Origin of the sequence: Synechococcus sp. 'PEA 65AY6A-5F PE A' (genome assembly GCF_047462575.1) — a bacterium.
Lineage (GTDB): Bacteria > Cyanobacteriota > Cyanobacteriia > Thermostichales > Thermostichaceae > Thermostichus.
Map to the genome: position 1 here is coordinate 19,873 of NZ_JAOALE010000028.1, position 17,039 is coordinate 36,911.

The following is a 17,039-nucleotide window of genomic DNA, read 5'->3' on the forward strand; positions in this document are numbered from 1 at the left end:
AACCAGAAACTGCCTTCCATTATGGGCACCAACCCAATGGGGATGAGAAGCCCAGAGGGCATTTTGGAGCACCAAAGATGAAGATCGGTTAAGATTTGGCCGGCCCGCTCCAGAGCTCCCCGCCATGAACCGAGTGCTGTCCTGCTGCTGTGCCCCGGCTAACCGCTGCTGGCTTTGCGTTCAAAAGAGACTTGTGGCTTTGGGGTTTGCCACCCTTGCCCTGCTTTCTCAAGGTGCGTTCGATCCCGCCCAAGCTGGCAACTGCCCCAGCAACGGCAACCCCAAAACATCTCTTGACCTCAAGGTGGAAAGCGTTTCTGGGGATCGGCTTGACCTAAGTCGGTATGAGGGCATTCAAGCGCTGATCCTGACCAACAGCCAAACCCGCTCGCAATCGGAAGCCCTCTCCAAAAGTTTGGCCCTGGAGTTTGGGCAAAACCCTCGGCTGCGCCAGATCGTGCTGGTGGATGGCAGGGGGCTGCTGCTGGTGCGCCACTTGGTTTTGCAGGCCATCCGGGAGAGTGTACCGACGGATCCCCGCCTGGTTTCTCCGTTTGTGTATGTCTCGGTCGATTTTGAGGGAGCAACCATCCAGAAGCTGCAAGAAATAGCCGCTGCAGCTTTGCCTGGGATCAATTTTCGCCAACAGGCCGCTTTGCTGCTTTTGGACGGCCAGGGAACTCTTCTGAGCGGATTTGCCGACTTGGAGCAATCCAACCTCAGCATTCGCCGGTGCATTCGCACCCTCATGGGATAGTCCCACTTCCCTTTCACACCGGCAACGCCTCTTTTCTGCTGCTCTGGCCCAAGCCATTAAACTGGTCATACCGGTCATGTTGAAGCTTGAAGTCAACCGGTCGAACGACGGCTCTCTGTTCGCGGGATCCCATGCGCCGCCAGCTCAAAATCTTGAACCAAATCCTCGATTACAAGCTTGCCAACTTGCGGCTGTTTGGCCGAGCCGAGCTGAAGGGGCCTGTTCTCAACGTGCTGCTGGAACGGCTGCCGGGCGATGTGGTGGATACCCTGCAGGTGATGGAGGTGGTGCGCAGTGCGGTGGAAGCCTCTCTGCTGCAAGGGTTGCGCAAGGTCAACGTTTACCTTTGGTGCCGCGGACAAACTGAAGAAGCGCCGGAGTGGAGCGAAAGCTTTGCTGTAGAGCCATTGGTCTTGGCCCACCCCAAGGAGCTCCGAAGCCTTGCTTTCAACTATCGACAAGACTATCCCGGCATGCGGGTGCTGTTTTTCTGCCTGGGCCTTTGTCTGGGCGGCTTTTACCTGTTGGGGGGCTGGGAGCAGACAGGTTGGATCGATTGGATCCCCGTAGGACTGGCCTTCGCCTTGGGGGTGATCTTCCCCTGGCTCAAACGCTCCCTCAGCCAGTTTGTACACCCTCTATTTCTCCGCCTTGGCCTGGGCTTGGGCTTGGTCTTATTGGGCCTGGCGGTGGCGCTGATCTGGCGGCAGGGCTGGAGCGTGGCCCGCGGGATCCTCGCCCTGCTCGCCTTTCTCTTGCTGGGTTTGGGATCCTGAGATCTCTCACTCGGCAGTGGTGCCGCTGAAGACGTGTAGGGCAGGGCCGGTCATCCACACGTGCTGTGTGCTCGGATCCCAGCGAATCTCCAGATTGCCTCCCGGCAGTTCTACTGTAGCTTGCGATTCTGCGCGCTCCTCCAAAACAGCAGCCACCAAAACAGCACAGGCACCCGTCCCACAAGCCAGCGTTGCCCCTGCTCCCCGCTCCCAAACCCGTAGGCGCAGACGAGTCGGGCTGAGCACCTGCACAAATTCGGTGTTGGTGCGCTCAGGAAAGGCCGGATGATGCTCAAACAGGGGGCCCACAGCTGCCAAGTCCAGCTCTTCCAGGGATCTCCCTTCTTCCAAAAAGACCACACAGTGGGGGTTGCCCATGCTCACCGCCGTCACCGCCCACTCCCGCCCGCCTACCTGCAGGGGCTGCCGCACCACCTTTTCCTCTGGTTTGGCCAGCGTGGTGGGGATCTGCCCGGCCAAGAGGCGAGGGATCCCCATGTCCACTGTTACCAAGCCATCGGGCCGCACCTGCGGCACGATCCGCCCCGCCAAGGTGTGGATCTGGTAGGCGCCGTCCTGGCTAGGGATCCCCAGATCCTGCAAAAAGCGGGCCAAACAGCGGATGCCGTTGCCGCACATCTCCGCCTCCGAGCCGTCGCTGTTGAACAGGCGCATGCTGAAGTCGGCCCCCTCCTGCCCCGGCAGCAGAAAGATAACCCCATCGGCCCCCACGCCAAAGCGGCGGTTGCAGAGGGCAATGGCTTCCTCAGGCGTCAGACAGGGCTGCGGCTGGTGGCGGTTGTCCACCAAGATAAAGTCGTTCCCCAGCCCCTGGTATTTGTGGAAGGAGAGACGGGAGGGCAACCGAACAGGCATGCAGCGGAACCGCACAACAACCGGCTTCAATCCTCGTGCATCTCGTAGGGATCCTGCAAGTTTTTGGAAGGGGGGCCAAAGGCGGTGTAGATGGCAAAGGCGGTGATGCAGATGGTTATTGCCGCAATGGCCACAACCAGCGAAAGGGTGGATTCCATGGTTAGCTCTTCAGTTCTGAGAGAATCTCCCTACATATTACACAAGTTTACAATTCATTGCCGGCGGCAAAGGGGAGTGACCAGATTCTGTTAGCGTGATTTTAAAAGGAGGTTGTCTGGCTGGGATCTGCCGCCGTGCTGACCTCCAAGTTGGCAAACCTGTCCTCTCTTTGACCTATCGCGAGAACCTATGGCGATTCGTACCAAACTGGGCGATCTGCTGCGTCCTCTCAACTCGGAATACGGCAAGGTGGCCCCTGGCTGGGGCACCACGCCTTTGATGGCGGTCTTTATGGTGCTGTTCGGCATCTTCTTGCTGATCATCCTGCAGATCTACAACAAGTCGCTGCTCCTGGAAGACATCAACGTCTCCTGGGAGAGCCTCAGCTTCTAGGGCTCCTGGCTGCCGCGGGCTGTCTAGGTGGTGTACTCGGCGTTGATGCGCACGTAGTCGTAGCTGAGGTCACAGCCCCAGGCAACGCCCTGGCCAGATCCCTGGTGGAGGTCTACCGTAAAGGTTACGGGATCCCCTCTCTTTAGGTACTCAGAGGCCGCCTGGCGATCAAAAGCCAGAGGCATTCCCCCCTGCAGCAGCAGAAAATCCCCCAGGCGAACCTCCAAGCGGCGGCTGTCAAAGGGGATCCCAGCCCGTCCGGCGGCGGCGGCCACCCGGCCCCAGTTGGGATCGTTGCCAAAAACTGCCGCCTTCACCAGGGGAGAGCTGGCAATGACACGGGCTATCTGCCGAGCTGACCTGTCGTTGGGGGCGCCCTGCACCCGGATCTGCAACAACTTGGTGGCTCCCTCGCCGTCGCGGGCGATGGCCTTAGCCAGGTGAATGCAAACCTGGACAACCATCTCGGCGAGGGCTTGGGCAGCTCTCGTGCCAGCTTGCAGGGTGGGAATCCCACTTTGGCCGTTGGCCAGAGCCAGCACCATGTCGTTGGTGCTGGTATCCCCGTCCACGGTGATTTGGTTAAAGCTGAGGTCAACCGCCTCTTTGAGGATCTGCTGCCAGAGGGGAGGATCCACGGCTGCATCGCAGGTTAGGAAAGCTAACATCGTCGCCAAGTTGGGGTGGATCATACCGGATCCCTTGGCGATGCCTCCCAGCCTGACGGTGTAGCCGTCGATCTCGGCCTCCAGGGCTGTACTCTTGGTCACCAGGTCGGTGGTGAGGATGGCGCGGGCGGCGCTCTCTCCTCCTGTCGGCGAGAGGCTGTCGATCAGGCGGGGCAGGGCCGCCTCGATTTTGGCCATTTCCAATTGCCGCCCGATCACCCCTGTCGAGGCAGTGAGCACCTGTTGGGCCGGGATCCCCAGCCGTTCTCCTACCCAGAGGGCCAGTTGGGCGTTGTTGCGCTCCCCCTCTTCTCCTGTACAGGCGTTGGCTTGGCCGGCATTGCAGAGAATGGCCCGCACCGGCTGCCCTTGGGCGAGGATCCCTTGGTTGTAGGTAACACAGGCGGCCTTGACCTGGTTGCTGGTGAAAACGCCAGCCCCCACCGCCTCGCAGTCGGAAACAATTAGGGCGAGATCGGCAGCGCCGGAGGGCTTGAGGCCAGCAGCCACGCCAGCAGCGCGGAACCCTCGCGGGGCGGTAACGGCGCCTGCAACCCGTTTAAATTGGGATCCCATAGATTCTGGGGCCAGGGGGTGATCGGCACTATCATACCGGCTTGGCGCTCAGATCGGGGTTGAGGGCCAGGGTTGGCAACTGGCAAGTTTTGCCCGAGAAACTCTCTGGAAACCAGGTCGGGGGGTGTAGCTGTGCCTACCGCAGCAGAGGCGACAGATAGTGTTGTTTTAATGGTAATGTGCGCCCTTCTCTTTCTGGATTGGGAAGGGATCCCTTTGCCCTCTGCTCTAGGAACCGCGAGCCATGCCCGCCCCTGTCATTACCCTTAACCATGTCAGCAAGGTCTATGCCAATGGCACGGTGGCTTTGCAAGACATGAACATGGCCATCCAGGAGGGGCAGTTCGTCAGCTTGGTGGGGCCCTCTGGCTGTGGGAAAAGCACGGTGCTGCGGCTGATCGCAGGGTTAGGTGACCTAACCACCGGCTCTATCGAGTGGGGGCAAAACACCTCCCAAGGGAAGCCCAAATTGGCCTTTGTGTTTCAGGAGCCGGCCCTCATGCCCTGGGCAACGGTGATGGACAATGTGCGCCTGCCCCTGAAGTTGGCCGGTGAGCCTCGGCCAAAAGCCGATCGAGAGGTTTTGGAAGCCCTCCACCTGGTGGGCTTGCGGGGGTTTGAGCGCCATTTTCCCCGCGAGCTGTCCGGCGGTATGCGCATGCGGGCTTCCATTGCCCGCGCCTTGGTAACCAAGCCGCAGGTGTTGCTGATGGACGAGCCTTTTGGTGCTTTGGATGAGATCACCCGCAGCAAGCTGAACGGCGAACTGCTGGAGTTGTGGCAGGAGAAGCGCTGGACGGTGATTTTTGTTACCCACAACATTTACGAGGCCGTCTATCTGTCCAACCGCGTGGTGGTGATGGCAGCCCGCCCAGGGCGGGTGGTGGCGGATATCCCCATTGAGGCGCCCTACCCCCGCTCGGAAGAGTTTCGCACCTCGCCCCTTTACAACGACTATTGCCGGGAGGTCGCGACCCGTTTGCGGGAGGCCATGCACGACACGGAGCGGGATCCCTGCCTGCGCCCCCTCTCCGCCGGACGGCTGGGCTGACGGGATCCCCCTTTGGCAGCATTCCCGGTGTTAGAGCCCCTTGATTCCCCCTACCCTATGCTGAGTCCTTTCAGTTTCCTTCTCGATTGGCTGTCTCGCTGGCTGGGATCCCTGCTTGGCGCGCCAGAGCGCCCCTTTGGGCTCTGGCTGGATGGGGAGCTGCCTCGGCTGAGCAGCGCGGTGGAAGAACAACTCAGGCCCCAACCCACCGATGCGGCTAAGGTACCTGGCTCTGCGCCGCCGACCTCTGGGCAAGGGTTGGATCTGCGCAAGTGGTTCAACCTGGACGTGATTGCCCCTGGGATCGTCGGGATCCTTTTTCTGGTGGGCTGGGAAGTGGCCGTGCGGCTGACGGGGGTGCCTCCCTATCTATTGCCGGGGCCGATTTTGGTGGCGCAAACCCTGGTGCGGGAGTGGGGATCCCTTTTCCCTTCCCTTTTGATCACCCTACAAATTACGGTGGTGGCGTTCCTTTTGGCCACAGTCTCGGGGCTTTTGCTGGCGATTTTGTTTGCCCAGAGCAAATGGATTGAGCGCAGCCTCTTTCCCTATGCGGTGATTTTGCAAACAACACCCATCGTTTCCATCGCGCCGTTGATCATCATCTGGCTGCGCAACAACACCTTTGCTGCGATGGTGGTTTGCGCTTGGATTGTCGCCTTTTTCCCCATTATCTCCAACACCACCCTGGGATTAAACAGTGTCGATCACAACCTGCTCAACCTGTTTCAACTGTACAAGGCCAATCGCTGGCAAACCTTGATCTACTTGCGTCTGCCCAGTGCCCTGCCCTACTTCCTGGGAGGTCTGCGCATTAGCGGCGGCCTTTCTTTGATCGGGGCCGTGGTGGCGGAGTTTGTCGCCGGCACCGGTGGGCAACGGGCCGGGATCGCCTACCAAATCTTGATCTCCAGCTTTAATTTGCAGGTGCCTCGCATGTTTGCCGCCTTGGTGCTGGTTACCGGCCTAGGGATCCTGATCTTTGTGGCCTTGAGCGCTTTGTCGGACAAGATACTGGGCAGGTGGCACGAGAGCGCTGTGCGCCGCGAGAACTAATTTTTGCCATAGAGCCGGCAGAAGCGGTTTCGCAAAAGGCAAGAACTGGGAATTCCCGGCAACAAAAAGGCTCAGGTTGCAGCCCTGAGCCCATCTTGACCTGTTATTGGCAGATGCCAGGAACCAGACTCGAACTGGTGACACGAGGATTTTCAGTCCTCTGCTCTACCAACTGAGCTATCCCGGCTCTGGGACTATCATTTTAGAATGCCAAGAGGGCCTTTGGCAACAGGTGGCAACCCTCGCTTTAGCCAATTAGCTTTTCCAGGGCATCCATCTGGGGGATGCAGAGGATGTCCCGCTGCCGATCCCGGCGGATCAGCTCCTCCTGCTCCAGCTTAGACAAGACACGGGTAACCGTTTCCCGGGCCAGGCCACTCAAGCTGCTCAGCTCCCGGTGGGGCAAATTGGGAATTTCTACCCCCTTGCAACCGACCCGCCCGCGGGACTCCGCCAAGAAGAGCAGGATATCGGCGACGCGAGCGACGCTGCTGGCCTCCCGCAATTGCAGGCGACGGTTGATCTGCCGTAAACGTCGCGACAAGAGCTGGGCAAGGCGGATGGCAACCTGCGCATCGGCAGCCAAAAGGGCCAGAAAGTTCTGGGCCGACAGAGAGCAGACCTTGGTGGCTGTCAGGGCAATCACATCGCTGGAACGGGGCGCCTCGTCCAAGGCGGCCATTTCCCCGAAGATCTCCCCTGGGCCAAGAATGGTGAGGGTAACCTCCCGGCCCTCCAGATCGTGAGTGCGAATCTTGACCCAACCCTCCAGGATGAAATAGACGGCGTTGCCCCAGTCGTTCTGTAGCAGGATGGCCTGGTTAACAGGGTGGGAGCGCAGCAACATCTGGCGGGCCAGCGGCTCGAGCACCTCAGGGGAAAAGCCTTCAAACAGAAACATCAGGCGTAAATCTTCAGCCGTTACCTCGCTCACTGGGGTCTCCTCCTGCACCGCCTCGATTCTTGCCCAACTCTCTTCCCAGAGAAAAACTCTTCACCTGACCGCCGCCTGAGATCAGCAGGGGCTGCGGTCAGCCTCTAACCCGGAAACGGCAGCATGCGCTTTGCCGGTAACCTTGGTCAGTTGGAGTCGAGACCTAGATCTGCTGCAGTTGCGCTTGCCAATCTTGGCTGGTATCCAAAACCTGCAGCAAGCGCCGCTCCCCCTCGGAAAAATCCTGCCACTGCGCCTGCTGCTGGGCAAGGAGATCGGCGGTGGCATCGGCAATGTCGGCGAGGTTCAGCGGCTCACCCAGGCTCGAAGCAGGGAGCGTTCGCCGTTGCAGCCGCTCGCGGAGGACAGGTTCAGGGGCGTGGCAGTAGAGGATGCACAACGGGATCCGGCACCGTTGGGCTTGTTCAATTGCCATGCCCCGCAGCGCTTGCCGGTCAAACTTGGCGTCCAGAATCACGCTGTAACCTTCCCGGGCCAACTCCACTCCCAATTGCACCAGGCGGCGATAAGTCCTGTCGGTCATCTCGGGCGTATACACCTCTGGCCCCCCTCGCTGCCGCAGAGGGATCCCAGCCAAATGCTTGCGCACGGCGTCGGAGCGGATGTGGATGGCCCCTCGCTGTCGGGCCAGGTGGCGGGCCACCGTGCTTTTGCCCGCTCCCGACAGGCCGGCCATCAGAAACAACTGCCCCTGTTTGGGCAGCGTGTATTCCCAGGCCAGTCGGTAGTAGCGGGCGGCAGCGTGGAAGGCATTGGCTTTGGCAGCTTCCGAGGCGGCAGGATCGTCTAGCAAAAAAGAGGTGACCTTGGCCCGCACGTAGGCCTGGCGATTGAGGTAAATGGGCAAGATCTTGAGTCCTTCCCAATCGCCTGTCTCTTCCAGATAGCTGTTCAAATAGGCGTTGCCCAGATCGGGGCGATGGCGGGCATCCAGATCCATCACTGCATAGGATACGTCGTACATCGTATCCACAAAGCGGAAGGCCTCGTTGAACTCAATGCAATCAAACAGCAAGATCTGGCCTTCCCACCAACAGAGGTTGCCAAGATGCAGATCCCCGTGGCCTTCGCGGATGCGGTCTTGCTCAATTCTCTGGTAAAACAGCTCCTGTCGCTCGGCAAAAAAGCGATCCGTGTAGGCTTGGGTCTCCCGATATTGATCTGCCGTCTGAGGGCCGCCAATGTAGCGCTGGGTTTGGGCGTAATTCTCGTCGAAAGCCTGCCGCACCTGCTCTGGCCGGCCAAAGCTGCGGATGTAGTCGTTGGTCTCCGCCTGGGCGTGAAAGGCCGCCACCACCCGTCCTAGCTCCTCCATTAAGAGTGGCGTCAGCTCCCCCCGCTCGAGGAGGTTGCTAAAGAGTTGCTCTTGAGGAAACTGCCGCATTTTGAGGGTGTACTCCACGGGCTCGCCACTGCCGTCAAGCTGAAACCGGCCCTCGGCTTGCACAATGGGCAACACCTGTAGATAAAGCCCTGGCGCTCCGTGCTGGTTCAGGCGCAGCTCTTCTTGACAAAAGTAGCGTCGCCGCTCCAGGGTGGTGAAATTCAAAAAGCCAAAATCCAGAGGCTTCTTCACCTTATAGGCGTAGTTCCCTGTCAAGAAAATGTAGGAAATGTGGGTTTGGACGAGCTGAATCGGCTCCCGCACCGGATGGGGGTAAAACCCCGGATCCAACATCGCTTGGATTAGCGGCGGCAGGTGGGCATCGGCCATAAAGATGGAGACGGAAAAGTCAGGGATCCCCATTTTCCTCCAAATTGCCCTCAGCTTAGTCTCCCAAGGGCAGGGCGGCCGCTTGCGGTGAAAGACGGATAATGCTGATCCCCTGTTTAACCAAAGTATCTTGAGCGGCAGCAGAGAGGGCGTAGGGCCAGACCAGATACTTAGTGTTGATGTAGTCTCGCCCCCGCTTGGCCAGGCTCACCTGTTCAGAGAGCATGCGCACCTCCGGCCCGCGGGTGATGATGGCCTCGGCGCGGCGGATGCGCTGCATCAGTTGGCTGAACAGCTCTTGGGGCTGCTGCACGAAGACCACAATGGCCAAGTCACAGGGGTTGTAGTAGTTGCCACTGCCGCAGAGGAGCAGGGCCTCGCTGGCGAGAACAAGGGTCTCCTGGTCTCCCAGAGCCACCACCGGGTAGAGAAAGGTGCGCACGTCCTCCGGCTGCCAGTGATTGAAGGAGTAGCTGTCCACCTCTCCCCGCACCCAAGAGGAGATGGCCGGAAAAACCGCCTCGCTCAGCAGCCGATAGGCCGTCTGCGGTCGCCCTAGCCAGCAGAGGGCATTCTCGTAGAAGCTCTCGTTCTCCAACAGGTGAGGGGTGAGGGGAGCGGCCATAGACTCGGATCTGGGCAGGGCCTCCTCCAGCATGCCTAGTCGGAGATGGTTAAGGCAATTTTGCCCAAAACGGATCCCTGTTCCAGCAGCCGGTGAGCGGCAGCCGCTTCGGCCAGGGGAAAGGTGTGGCTGAGCCGGATGCGCAGTTGGCCCTGGTCGATGAGGCGGGCGCACTGCCGGAGGATCTCCGCCTGGTTTTGCCGAGCAACGATGAGGTTCTTCAGCATAGGGGTGAGCATCAGCTCAAAGCTCACTCGCAAGTTGCGGTCGCGGGCCACCCGCCAATCGGTCTCTGGAGCTGGCGCCAGCAGGGTCACGAGATCGCCGTACACGCGCACGGCAGGGAAGGTCTGCTCCAGCACTGGGCCGCCAAGGGTATCGAGAGCAAGATCCACTCCCTCCTCCTCCGTCCAATCCAGAACGGCCCGCACAAAGTCGGTCTGGCGATAGAAGATGGGCAAGCTGGCCCCCAGCAAACGGACAAACTCGGCCTTTTCCGGCGTGCTCACGGTGGTAGCCACTTGGCATCCCCGCAGACGGGCCAGTTGGACGGCCACATGGCCAACACCCCCTGCCCCGGCGTGGATGAGCACCTTTTGGCCGGCCTGCAGCCGTCCCCGGTCGTAGAGGGCTTCCCAGGCGGTGATCAGCACCAGGGGAGCGGCGGCAGCCTCGGCAAAGCTGAGGGTTCTGGGCTTGGGAGCGACGAAGCGCTCATCGACCACGATTAGCTCGGCGTAGTTCCCCGCCTCTCTGCCCAGGCCGCCGTGGCAGAAGTAAACTTCGTCCCCAACCCGAAACTGCCTGACCCCAGATCCCACGGCTTCTACAACGCCGGCGCCATCGCATCCCAAAATGGCCGGCATCTCCTCGGGGTAGAAGGTGCCTCGCCGCCGCAGCTTGGTGTCGATGGGGTTGACGCCGGCGGCCTTGAGGCGGACACGCAGCTCCCGCTCGCCGCGAATCTGCGGGTCGGGCACCTCCTGCAGTTGCAAAACCTCCGGCCCACCCGGCACGCTCATGAGGATGGCTTTCATCTTCTCAAGTGTTCAGGCTCGGTTTGCTCGACTTGCTGCCCCGCGATTGCCGCCGCGCTCCTGAGGATACACCGGCAAGGGGGTCTCTGAACAATGGTTAGTAGCATAAGCCAAGAGAACCGCTCCAGGGATCCCTTGCCCTAAACTAAGCTTCGGAGTTGTGGAGGCAAGCGGTAGCCCATGCCCGCAGGTGGTTCTGGCTCTCTCGGCGGCAAGGCACGGTCAAAAGCAACTAGAGCTGGCCTGGGATCGCGCTCCTGGCTCGGCTGGGGTAACCCAGCCTATTGGGATGCTGCTGGGCTGATGCTCCTGGGGAGCCTGCTCATCGTCTACCGCTGGCGGGGCACCCTGCTGCTGTTGATTAACCCCGCCTATGTAAACGTGGCTCTGCTGGCCGGCCTGTGCCTGCTGGGCCTGGGGATTGGCCGGTGGCGGGGGGCCAAAGTCGCGCCCTCGGAAAGCCATGTCTCCCTGTTGGGGTCGCGCCTGGGGGCGGCGCTCTTGATCCTGACGGCGCTGCTGGGGTTTTGGGTCGAGCCCCGTCCCCTCTCCAGCCAGACGGCCCTCAACCGGGGGGTATCTCCCTATTTGGGTGCCTCTCGCAGCCAGCCGCAGGCTTTTCGTCCCAAGATTGATCCACGCCAGCGCACCCTGCTGGACTGGGTGCGCACCCTGGATGTCTACCCGGATCCCTATACCTATGAAGGCCAGCCGGTGCAGGTGCAGGGGTTCGTCGTTCCTGACGAGCAACCTGACCACTTTGTCATCGCTCGCTTTTTGGTGAGTTGCTGCGCTGCCGATGCCTACCCGGTCGGCTTGCCGGTGCGCTGGCCCCGCTCGGAGGAACTGGCTCCGGACAGTTGGCTGCGTCTGGAAGGGCGGATGGCCGTGGAGCAACGGGATGGCCAGCCTCAGTTGGTGATCCTGGCCGATCAGGTGGAGCCAATACTGGTGCCGGCCAATCCCTACGCCGACGAGTAGGTTAGATGTCGGTTTCGCTGAGTTTAGCGCTCATGTAATCGAAGGGCTCGGCCACAAAGCTGTAATCCTCGTCGGAGCCGAGCAGCTCCAGGGTGCGCTGCTTCATGTTCTGGATCCCGATCACTGTCGGGGCAATCGGCACCCCCAGGGAGTTGTAGGTTTCCCGCAGACCAGCCAGGACGCGCTCGTCCAAGATGCTGGTATCAGCGGCCACCAGGGCGTAGGAAGCGTAGCGCAGGAAGTAGTCCATGTCCCGCAAACAGGTGGCGTAGCGGCGGGTGGTATAGGCGTTGCCGCCCGGACGGATTAGATCCGGCACCTGGGCAAACATGGCCGCAGCAGCCGTCTTGACAATGTCCACCGAGTTGAGGTTAATCACCTGCACGGCCTGGATGCGCCGCAGACCCGAATCGTAAAAGGCCTTGAGCGCGTCCATGGCATTCCGATCCAAGTAGCGGCCGGCCAGGTCATAGGTTTTGATCAGTGTGGTTACGGCATCCCGCATATCCCCAACTCCCTTCCTGTAACTCTATGTAAAAGTAGCTTGAGATGAGAATTTTGCCGGCAACGTCCAAAGGCCAACCTTGGAAAATCGAGCCAGAGCCCAACACCGGCAGCGCTCCGAGCTCCCCGCTTGCCCCCAGAAGTTTAGCATGCGGGGGGTTCTTTCCCGCCTTCTCCTCAGCCAATGGCAGATGTTGTTACGAAAATGTAACTTTTCTGCAACGCTCTAGGGATCCGGCAGCAACACCCGCAGCGGCTTGAGCTGACCTGCTTGGCTGTGCCCCAAGCCCAAAAATTCTCCCTCTCCGCTCATGACCCGCAGGGTCTCGGCAGTGGCCTGAGCCGGATCCAGAGGAATGGCCTGACCTTGTCGCCAGCGCTGCGCCTCAGCCGGAGATAAGAATACTGAGTTCCAACTGCGAAATCCCCACTCAATCGGCAACAGGGCAGCAGCGGGATCGGCGGATCCCTGCCACTGCTCCAGGGGCAGGCTCTCTTCGCTGCGAAAAGGGCCACTTTGCAGCCGTCGCAGGCGGCTCATCAAGCCTCCGCAGCCCAATTTCTCCCCCACGTCGCGGGCGAGGGCGCGGATGTAGGTGCCGGGGCCACAGGCGATCTCCAGATCCACTTCCGGGAACTCGCCAGAGCGCCAGCCCAAGATCTGCAGGTGTCGAATCACTACTCTCCGCGGCTCCAGCCCCAGTTCTGCCGCCTCTGCCCCGGCCCGGGCCAGCTCGTAGAGCTTTTTCCCCTGCCGCTTGATGGCGCTGTAAAGAGGCGGCACCTGCCAGATCTCGCCGACAAACTCCCGCAGACATTCCTCCACCTGCTCGCGGCTCAGCTCCGGACAAGGGGATCCCACCTGGATCTGCCCCTCGGCATCGTCGGTGTCGCTGCGCTGCCCAAAGCGAAAGGTGGCCCGATAGACCTTGTCCCCCGACAAAAACGCCAAAAAGCGCGTCGCCCGCCCCACGGCAATGGGCAGAACTCCCGTTGCCGCCGGATCCAAAGTGCCGCCATGCCCCACCTGGCGGGTGCGCAAGACCCGCCGCACCACCGCCACACAGTCGTGGGAGGTGAGCCCGGCCGGCTTATCCAGGTTGAGAAAGCCCTCCAGGGATCCCATGCTGCCCATCACCCATCAGTCATTGATCAGTAATTAAGATTTGTAACCGAACTGCCGCAGCGCTTAACATAGGGTTGATTTCTGTCTGCGAGTTGGAAGCACCTATGGCGCAATCTGGCCTGTTTCCTCAGCCTATCTGGCAACGCCTGTTGATGATCGCCCCTTTTTTCCTGTGGGGCTCGGCGATGGTGGCCATGCGAGATGCCCTCTCCGAGACCACTCCTCTCTTCATGGCCATTCTGCGGCTGTTGCCAGCCGGGATCCTGGTTTTAGCCTTTCGGCTTTGGCAAGGGCGGGCCTCTGCGGCCTCTCAGCCCTGGCATCCCCAGGGGCTGCGGGGGTGGCTGTGGGTCTTGGCCTTTGCCCTGGTGGACGGCACCTGTTTTCAGGGATTTTTGGCGCAAGGGTTGAGAGAGACCGGCGCCGGGCTGGGATCCGTGCTGATCGACTCGCAGCCGCTGGCGGTGGCCCTGATGGCCACCTGGTTTTACCGGGAGCGGATGGGATCCCTGGGCTGGCTGAGTCTGGGGCTGGGCGTGGTCGGTATCAGCCTTATCGGCCTCGGCGGGGAAGGATCCCTGCAGGTGGGGGCCGGCGTGGTCTGGATGTTGCTGGCTTCCCTGTCGATGGCCATTGGCACCGTGATGATGCCGAAGGTGGCGGAGGTGGCGGATCCGGTGTTGGCGACAGGCTGGCACATGGTATTGGGCAGCCTGCCCTTGATCCTGCTCTCGGCGCTAACAGAAAGCGAGCAATGGCAGCACCTGAGCGGCGCCCACTGGCTGGGCCTGCTCTACGCTTCGGTGATGGGGAGCGCCGTGGCCTACGCCCTCTTCTTCTACTTCGCCTCTCAGGAAAATCTCACCGAATTCAGCTCCCTCACGTTTCTCACCCCCATCTTTGCCCTCCTCTTCGGCAGTACCTTCCTGGGCGAGACCCTGACGCCGGTGCAATGGGTGGGAGTGGGCATTACCCTGGTCTGCGTGTATGTCATCAACCACCGGCAGGAGTGGCAGGAGCGCCTGCGCCTGGCCTGGCCAGGGATCCTCTCGGAGCTGGGTCTGGAGTTCAGCACCGTCGAGATCCGCGATGGCCGACCCGACTAAGGGAGCCTTCTCCTAGGGGGGCAGAAACCCCATGGCATCCCGCGCTTTTTGGAGGGTTTGCTCGGCCACGGCACGGGCCTTGGCGGCATTTTCCCGCATCAGCCCGTGGAGGTAGTCGGGGTCACTCGAGAGCTCCCGGTAGCGCTTTTGAATGGGCTCCAGGGTGGCGATAATGCTGTCGGCGAGGAGGGGCTTGAACTGTCCCCATCCCATCTCGGCGCACTCAGCCGCCACCTCCTCCTTGCTTTTGCCGGAGGTGAGCATGTAGATCGTCAGCAAATTGTGGGCCTCCGGGCGTGCCGGGTCGTCGAAGGCAATGCCCCGAATCGAGTCGGTCTTGCATTTTTGGATCTTCTTGCGGATCGTGTCGGGGTCGTCTAGCAAGTGAATGCGGCTGAAATCCGAGGGATCCGACTTAGACATTTTGCGGGTGCCATCGGTCAAGCTCATGATCCGCGCCCCCTGCGGGCGAATCAGCGCCTCTGGGATCACAAACACCTCCCCAAAGCGGTCGTTAAAGCGGCGGGCAATGTCCCGACACAGCTCGATGTGCTGCCGCTGATCCTCCCCTACCGGCACATACTTGGGCTGGTAGAGGAGAATATCCGCTGCCTGCAAAATCGGGTAGCTGAACAGGCCAACACTCGTTTCCTCTCCCTGCTTCTCTTTTTTTTCCTTGTACTGGATCATGCGCTCCGCCCAGTTCATAGGGGTGATGGTGGTGAACAGCCAGGCCAGCTCCGTGTGGGCGGGCACGTGGGACTGCACAAACAGCACACAGTGCTCCAGGCTGAGGCCACAGGCCAGGTAGAGAGCAAACAAAGAACGGGTGCGCTCCCTCAGCAGCTTGGGATCCTGGGGCACAGTAATGGCATGTTGATCCACAATGCAGAAGAAGTTCTCGTAGCGCTCCTGCTCGGCCACCCAGTTTTTAATGGCCCCCAAGTAATTGCCCAGGTGCAACTCGCCGGAGGGCTGGATTCCAGAAAGCGTGCGCGGCTTGGCCATAGGAAAAGCGATCTCAAACGCCAACAAGAGGGAGGACGAGAACCAAGAAAGTCTTTGTTCAGGATATCAAGAGAGCCGCAACCCGTTGGTTTATGAGGGAAGAAAGACAGCAACCCGAAACCATGGCAGACCCGGAGCCAGAACTGCTGCGTGCTGCCAACCACTACGTGCTGCTGATCCCGGGCCTGCCAGAGCAATTTCTCACCCCCGAGGAATTGCAGGAGTTCCTTGTGCGGCTGTTGCAGGAGCACCCCCATCTGGTGGATGCAGATCTGGCCCGCTATCCCACCCCTCAAGCCCAGGCGCAACGGCTCATCGACACGGCCTGTGAGGTGGAGGTCTCCCCTGGCGAAACCGTGCAGTGGCATCCTGTACGCCTGCGCAAGCGCCCCTCAGCTTCTTCTCGCCCCGGCCAGCATCCGGCTTGAGGCCACGCACGGGATCCCATAGGCATGCTACAACCCAAAGAAGAGATACCCTGTCCTGCGCTCTAAGGGGGTCAATCATGCCGCGCAGCATGAAGAACGACAATTTCATCGACAAAACCTTCACCGTCATGGCTGACCTGATCCTGAAGCTGATGCCGGGGGTGAGTCCTGAGCAGAAGAAGGCCTTTGCCTACTACCGGGACGGCATGGCGGCCCAGAGCGAGGGAGAATATGCCGAGGCTCTAGAAAACTACCGAGAAGCCCTGGCCCTGGAGCAAGACGACGAAGACCGCAGCTACATCCTCTACAACATGGGCCTGATCTACCAGAGCAATGGCGAACTGGACAAAGCCCTGGAGTACTACCACCAGGCCCTGGAGCTGAACCCCCGCCTCTGTTCTGCCCTAAACAACATTGCCGTCTTGCTGCACCACAAGGGCGAGCAGAGCCTGCAGGCCGGGGATGAGGAGACGGCAGAGGCCCTGTTCGATGAGGCGGCTCAATACTGGATCCGCGCCATTCGCATTGCCCCCAACAACTACATCGAGGCGCAAAACTGGCTCAAGACCACGGGACGCGCCAACCTGGAGCTGTATTGAGTCTTCCCCCAAGTACCCCAGTTCAGCTAGATTGACCAGAAGTCAAACCTGCTGGCGGAAAGGAAGGATGCTGACACGAGAAGAGGTGCAACATGTTGCCCACCTGGCGCGGCTGGAGCTTACGGAAGAAGAGGAAATCCAGTTTACCGAGCAACTGGCCGATATCTTGGCCTACGTGGAGCAACTGAAAGAACTGGATACGGAAGGGGTAGAGCCCACCTTTCATGTGCTGGATGCGGAGCTGCCCACTCGCCCCGACCAAGTGGAGCCCTACCCCAATATCGAAGGGATCCTGGCCAACGCTCCCGACCGCGCTGACATGTTCTTCAAGGTGCCCCGCATCCTAGAAGGGGAAGATTAGCCCAACTGGCAAGCCCTGCAGCTATGAGCTACAGCAGCTTTTGCTCTTTGGGGGGGGGAGGAGGCACATCCAGGGCCGGGTTGCACTCGAAGAAGCCCAACGGCTTGAGCAGAAAGCCGATGTAGCTAACCGGCATCACCGGCCAGTCTTCAGTGCGGGGGAAATGGTTGCAGCCAAAGCTGTACCAGAGCACCAGGCGGGTATTCTCAAGCGAGCGGTTGGCTTGCGTCCATCAGAACCTCTGGGGTACTCCCGCCACAGCGCAGCTTGGCGGGATGGGGGA

The 17,039-nt window shown here is 60.5% G+C and carries 21 protein-coding genes and 1 tRNA gene; 10 read left to right on the forward strand and 12 right to left on the reverse strand.

Features of this window, described 5'->3' with window-relative positions:
* Positions 1 to 193: 193 nt before the first annotated feature.
* Complete coding sequence (locus tag GG26_RS09960; protein ID WP_414390333.1) at positions 194 to 757, forward strand: hypothetical protein; 564 nt, start codon at positions 194 to 196, stop codon at positions 755 to 757.
* An 86-nt stretch (positions 758 to 843) separates the two neighbouring features.
* Entirely contained in the window at positions 844 to 1,533 is a 690-nt protein-coding gene (locus GG26_RS09965) for a hypothetical protein (protein WP_414390335.1), read from the forward strand.
* A 6-nt stretch (positions 1,534 to 1,539) separates the two neighbouring features.
* Here GG26_RS09965 and dapF read toward each other — a convergent pair whose 3' ends face one another.
* The gene (gene dapF / locus GG26_RS09970) at positions 1,540 to 2,409 is read right to left on the reverse strand and encodes a diaminopimelate epimerase (protein ID WP_414390338.1); all 870 of its coding nucleotides are present in this window, start codon (positions 2,407 to 2,409) and stop codon (positions 1,540 to 1,542) included.
* A 26-nt stretch (positions 2,410 to 2,435) separates the two neighbouring features.
* Positions 2,436 to 2,567 (reverse strand): photosystem II reaction center protein PsbN, encoded by a 132-nt coding sequence (gene psbN / locus GG26_RS09975; RefSeq protein WP_011430180.1) that lies wholly within the window; start codon positions 2,565 to 2,567, stop codon positions 2,436 to 2,438.
* 190 nt (positions 2,568 to 2,757) lie between these two features.
* Here psbN and psbH point away from each other — a divergent pair, with 190 nt between their 5' ends.
* The gene (gene psbH, locus GG26_RS09980; RefSeq protein ID WP_011430181.1) at positions 2,758 to 2,961 is read left to right on the forward strand and encodes a photosystem II reaction center phosphoprotein PsbH; all 204 of its coding nucleotides are present in this window, start codon (positions 2,758 to 2,760) and stop codon (positions 2,959 to 2,961) included.
* A gap of 23 nt (positions 2,962 to 2,984) precedes the next feature.
* On the opposite strand, the gene argJ is transcribed toward psbH, so the two are convergent.
* A complete protein-coding gene (argJ, locus tag GG26_RS09985) occupies positions 2,985 to 4,205 on the reverse strand; it encodes a bifunctional glutamate N-acetyltransferase/amino-acid acetyltransferase ArgJ (protein WP_414390340.1) in 1,221 nt (406 codons plus the stop codon).
* A gap of 244 nt (positions 4,206 to 4,449) precedes the next feature.
* Here argJ and GG26_RS09990 point away from each other — a divergent pair, with 244 nt between their 5' ends.
* Together GG26_RS09990 and GG26_RS09995 are read left to right on the forward strand one after the other, a co-directional pair.
* Complete coding sequence (locus tag GG26_RS09990; RefSeq protein WP_011430183.1) at positions 4,450 to 5,256, forward strand: ABC transporter ATP-binding protein; 807 nt, start codon at positions 4,450 to 4,452, stop codon at positions 5,254 to 5,256.
* A 57-nt stretch (positions 5,257 to 5,313) separates the two neighbouring features.
* Complete coding sequence (locus GG26_RS09995) at positions 5,314 to 6,312, forward strand: ABC transporter permease (RefSeq protein ID WP_228375483.1); 999 nt, start codon at positions 5,314 to 5,316, stop codon at positions 6,310 to 6,312.
* Between the two features lie 114 nt (positions 6,313 to 6,426).
* Here GG26_RS09995 and GG26_RS10000 read toward each other — a convergent pair.
* From GG26_RS10000 to GG26_RS10020, 5 genes are all read right to left on the reverse strand, one after another.
* Positions 6,427 to 6,499 (reverse strand) — tRNA-Phe (locus tag GG26_RS10000).
* 60 nt (positions 6,500 to 6,559) lie between these two features.
* The gene (locus GG26_RS10005) at positions 6,560 to 7,213 is read right to left on the reverse strand and encodes a Crp/Fnr family transcriptional regulator (RefSeq protein ID WP_011430185.1); all 654 of its coding nucleotides are present in this window, start codon (positions 7,211 to 7,213) and stop codon (positions 6,560 to 6,562) included.
* Between the two features lie 196 nt (positions 7,214 to 7,409).
* Entirely contained in the window at positions 7,410 to 8,981 is a 1,572-nt protein-coding gene (locus GG26_RS10010; protein ID WP_414390352.1) for an AAA family ATPase, read from the reverse strand.
* A 55-nt stretch (positions 8,982 to 9,036) separates the two neighbouring features.
* Entirely contained in the window at positions 9,037 to 9,606 is a 570-nt protein-coding gene (locus tag GG26_RS10015) for a hypothetical protein (RefSeq protein WP_011430187.1), read from the reverse strand.
* 35 nt (positions 9,607 to 9,641) lie between these two features.
* Positions 9,642 to 10,643, reverse strand: a complete 1,002-nt coding sequence (locus GG26_RS10020; RefSeq protein ID WP_011430188.1) for a zinc-dependent alcohol dehydrogenase family protein — start codon at positions 10,641 to 10,643, stop codon at positions 9,642 to 9,644.
* A gap of 303 nt (positions 10,644 to 10,946) precedes the next feature.
* Between GG26_RS10020 and GG26_RS10025 the strand changes: the two genes are divergently transcribed.
* Positions 10,947 to 11,624: a TIGR03943 family putative permease subunit gene (locus GG26_RS10025; RefSeq protein ID WP_414390345.1), complete on the forward strand. Its 678-nt coding sequence runs from the start codon at positions 10,947 to 10,949 to the stop codon at positions 11,622 to 11,624.
* Between the two features lies 1 nt (position 11,625).
* Here GG26_RS10025 and apcB read toward each other — a convergent pair whose 3' ends face one another.
* Together apcB and truB are read right to left on the reverse strand one after the other, a co-directional pair.
* Entirely contained in the window at positions 11,626 to 12,129 is a 504-nt protein-coding gene (apcB, locus tag GG26_RS10030) for an allophycocyanin subunit beta (protein ID WP_011430191.1), read from the reverse strand.
* Between the two features lie 225 nt (positions 12,130 to 12,354).
* Entirely contained in the window at positions 12,355 to 13,254 is a 900-nt protein-coding gene (gene truB / locus GG26_RS10035) for a tRNA pseudouridine(55) synthase TruB (RefSeq protein ID WP_011430192.1), read from the reverse strand.
* A gap of 104 nt (positions 13,255 to 13,358) precedes the next feature.
* Between truB and GG26_RS10040 the strand changes: the two genes are divergently transcribed.
* A complete protein-coding gene (locus tag GG26_RS10040) occupies positions 13,359 to 14,360 on the forward strand; it encodes a DMT family transporter (protein WP_049749747.1) in 1,002 nt (333 codons plus the stop codon).
* A gap of 12 nt (positions 14,361 to 14,372) precedes the next feature.
* Here GG26_RS10040 and trpS read toward each other — a convergent pair whose 3' ends face one another.
* On the reverse strand, positions 14,373 to 15,368 hold the full coding sequence (gene trpS, locus GG26_RS10045) for a tryptophan--tRNA ligase (RefSeq protein WP_011430194.1): 996 nt from the start codon (positions 15,366 to 15,368) through the stop codon (positions 14,373 to 14,375).
* A 92-nt stretch (positions 15,369 to 15,460) separates the two neighbouring features.
* Between trpS and GG26_RS10050 the strand changes: the two genes are divergently transcribed.
* From GG26_RS10050 to gatC, 3 genes are all read left to right on the forward strand, one after another.
* Complete coding sequence (locus GG26_RS10050; RefSeq protein WP_240527911.1) at positions 15,461 to 15,796, forward strand: chlororespiratory reduction protein 7; 336 nt, start codon at positions 15,461 to 15,463, stop codon at positions 15,794 to 15,796.
* 77 nt (positions 15,797 to 15,873) lie between these two features.
* Positions 15,874 to 16,395, forward strand: a complete 522-nt coding sequence (locus tag GG26_RS10055; RefSeq protein WP_011430196.1) for a photosystem I assembly protein Ycf3 — start codon at positions 15,874 to 15,876, stop codon at positions 16,393 to 16,395.
* 67 nt (positions 16,396 to 16,462) lie between these two features.
* Positions 16,463 to 16,756, forward strand: a complete 294-nt coding sequence (gene gatC / locus GG26_RS10060; RefSeq protein ID WP_011430197.1) for an Asp-tRNA(Asn)/Glu-tRNA(Gln) amidotransferase subunit GatC — start codon at positions 16,463 to 16,465, stop codon at positions 16,754 to 16,756.
* A gap of 28 nt (positions 16,757 to 16,784) precedes the next feature.
* Here gatC and GG26_RS10065 read toward each other — a convergent pair whose 3' ends face one another.
* The gene (locus tag GG26_RS10065) at positions 16,785 to 16,949 is read right to left on the reverse strand and encodes a hypothetical protein (protein ID WP_414347897.1); all 165 of its coding nucleotides are present in this window, start codon (positions 16,947 to 16,949) and stop codon (positions 16,785 to 16,787) included.
* Between the last annotated feature and the right edge of the window lie 90 nt (positions 16,950 to 17,039).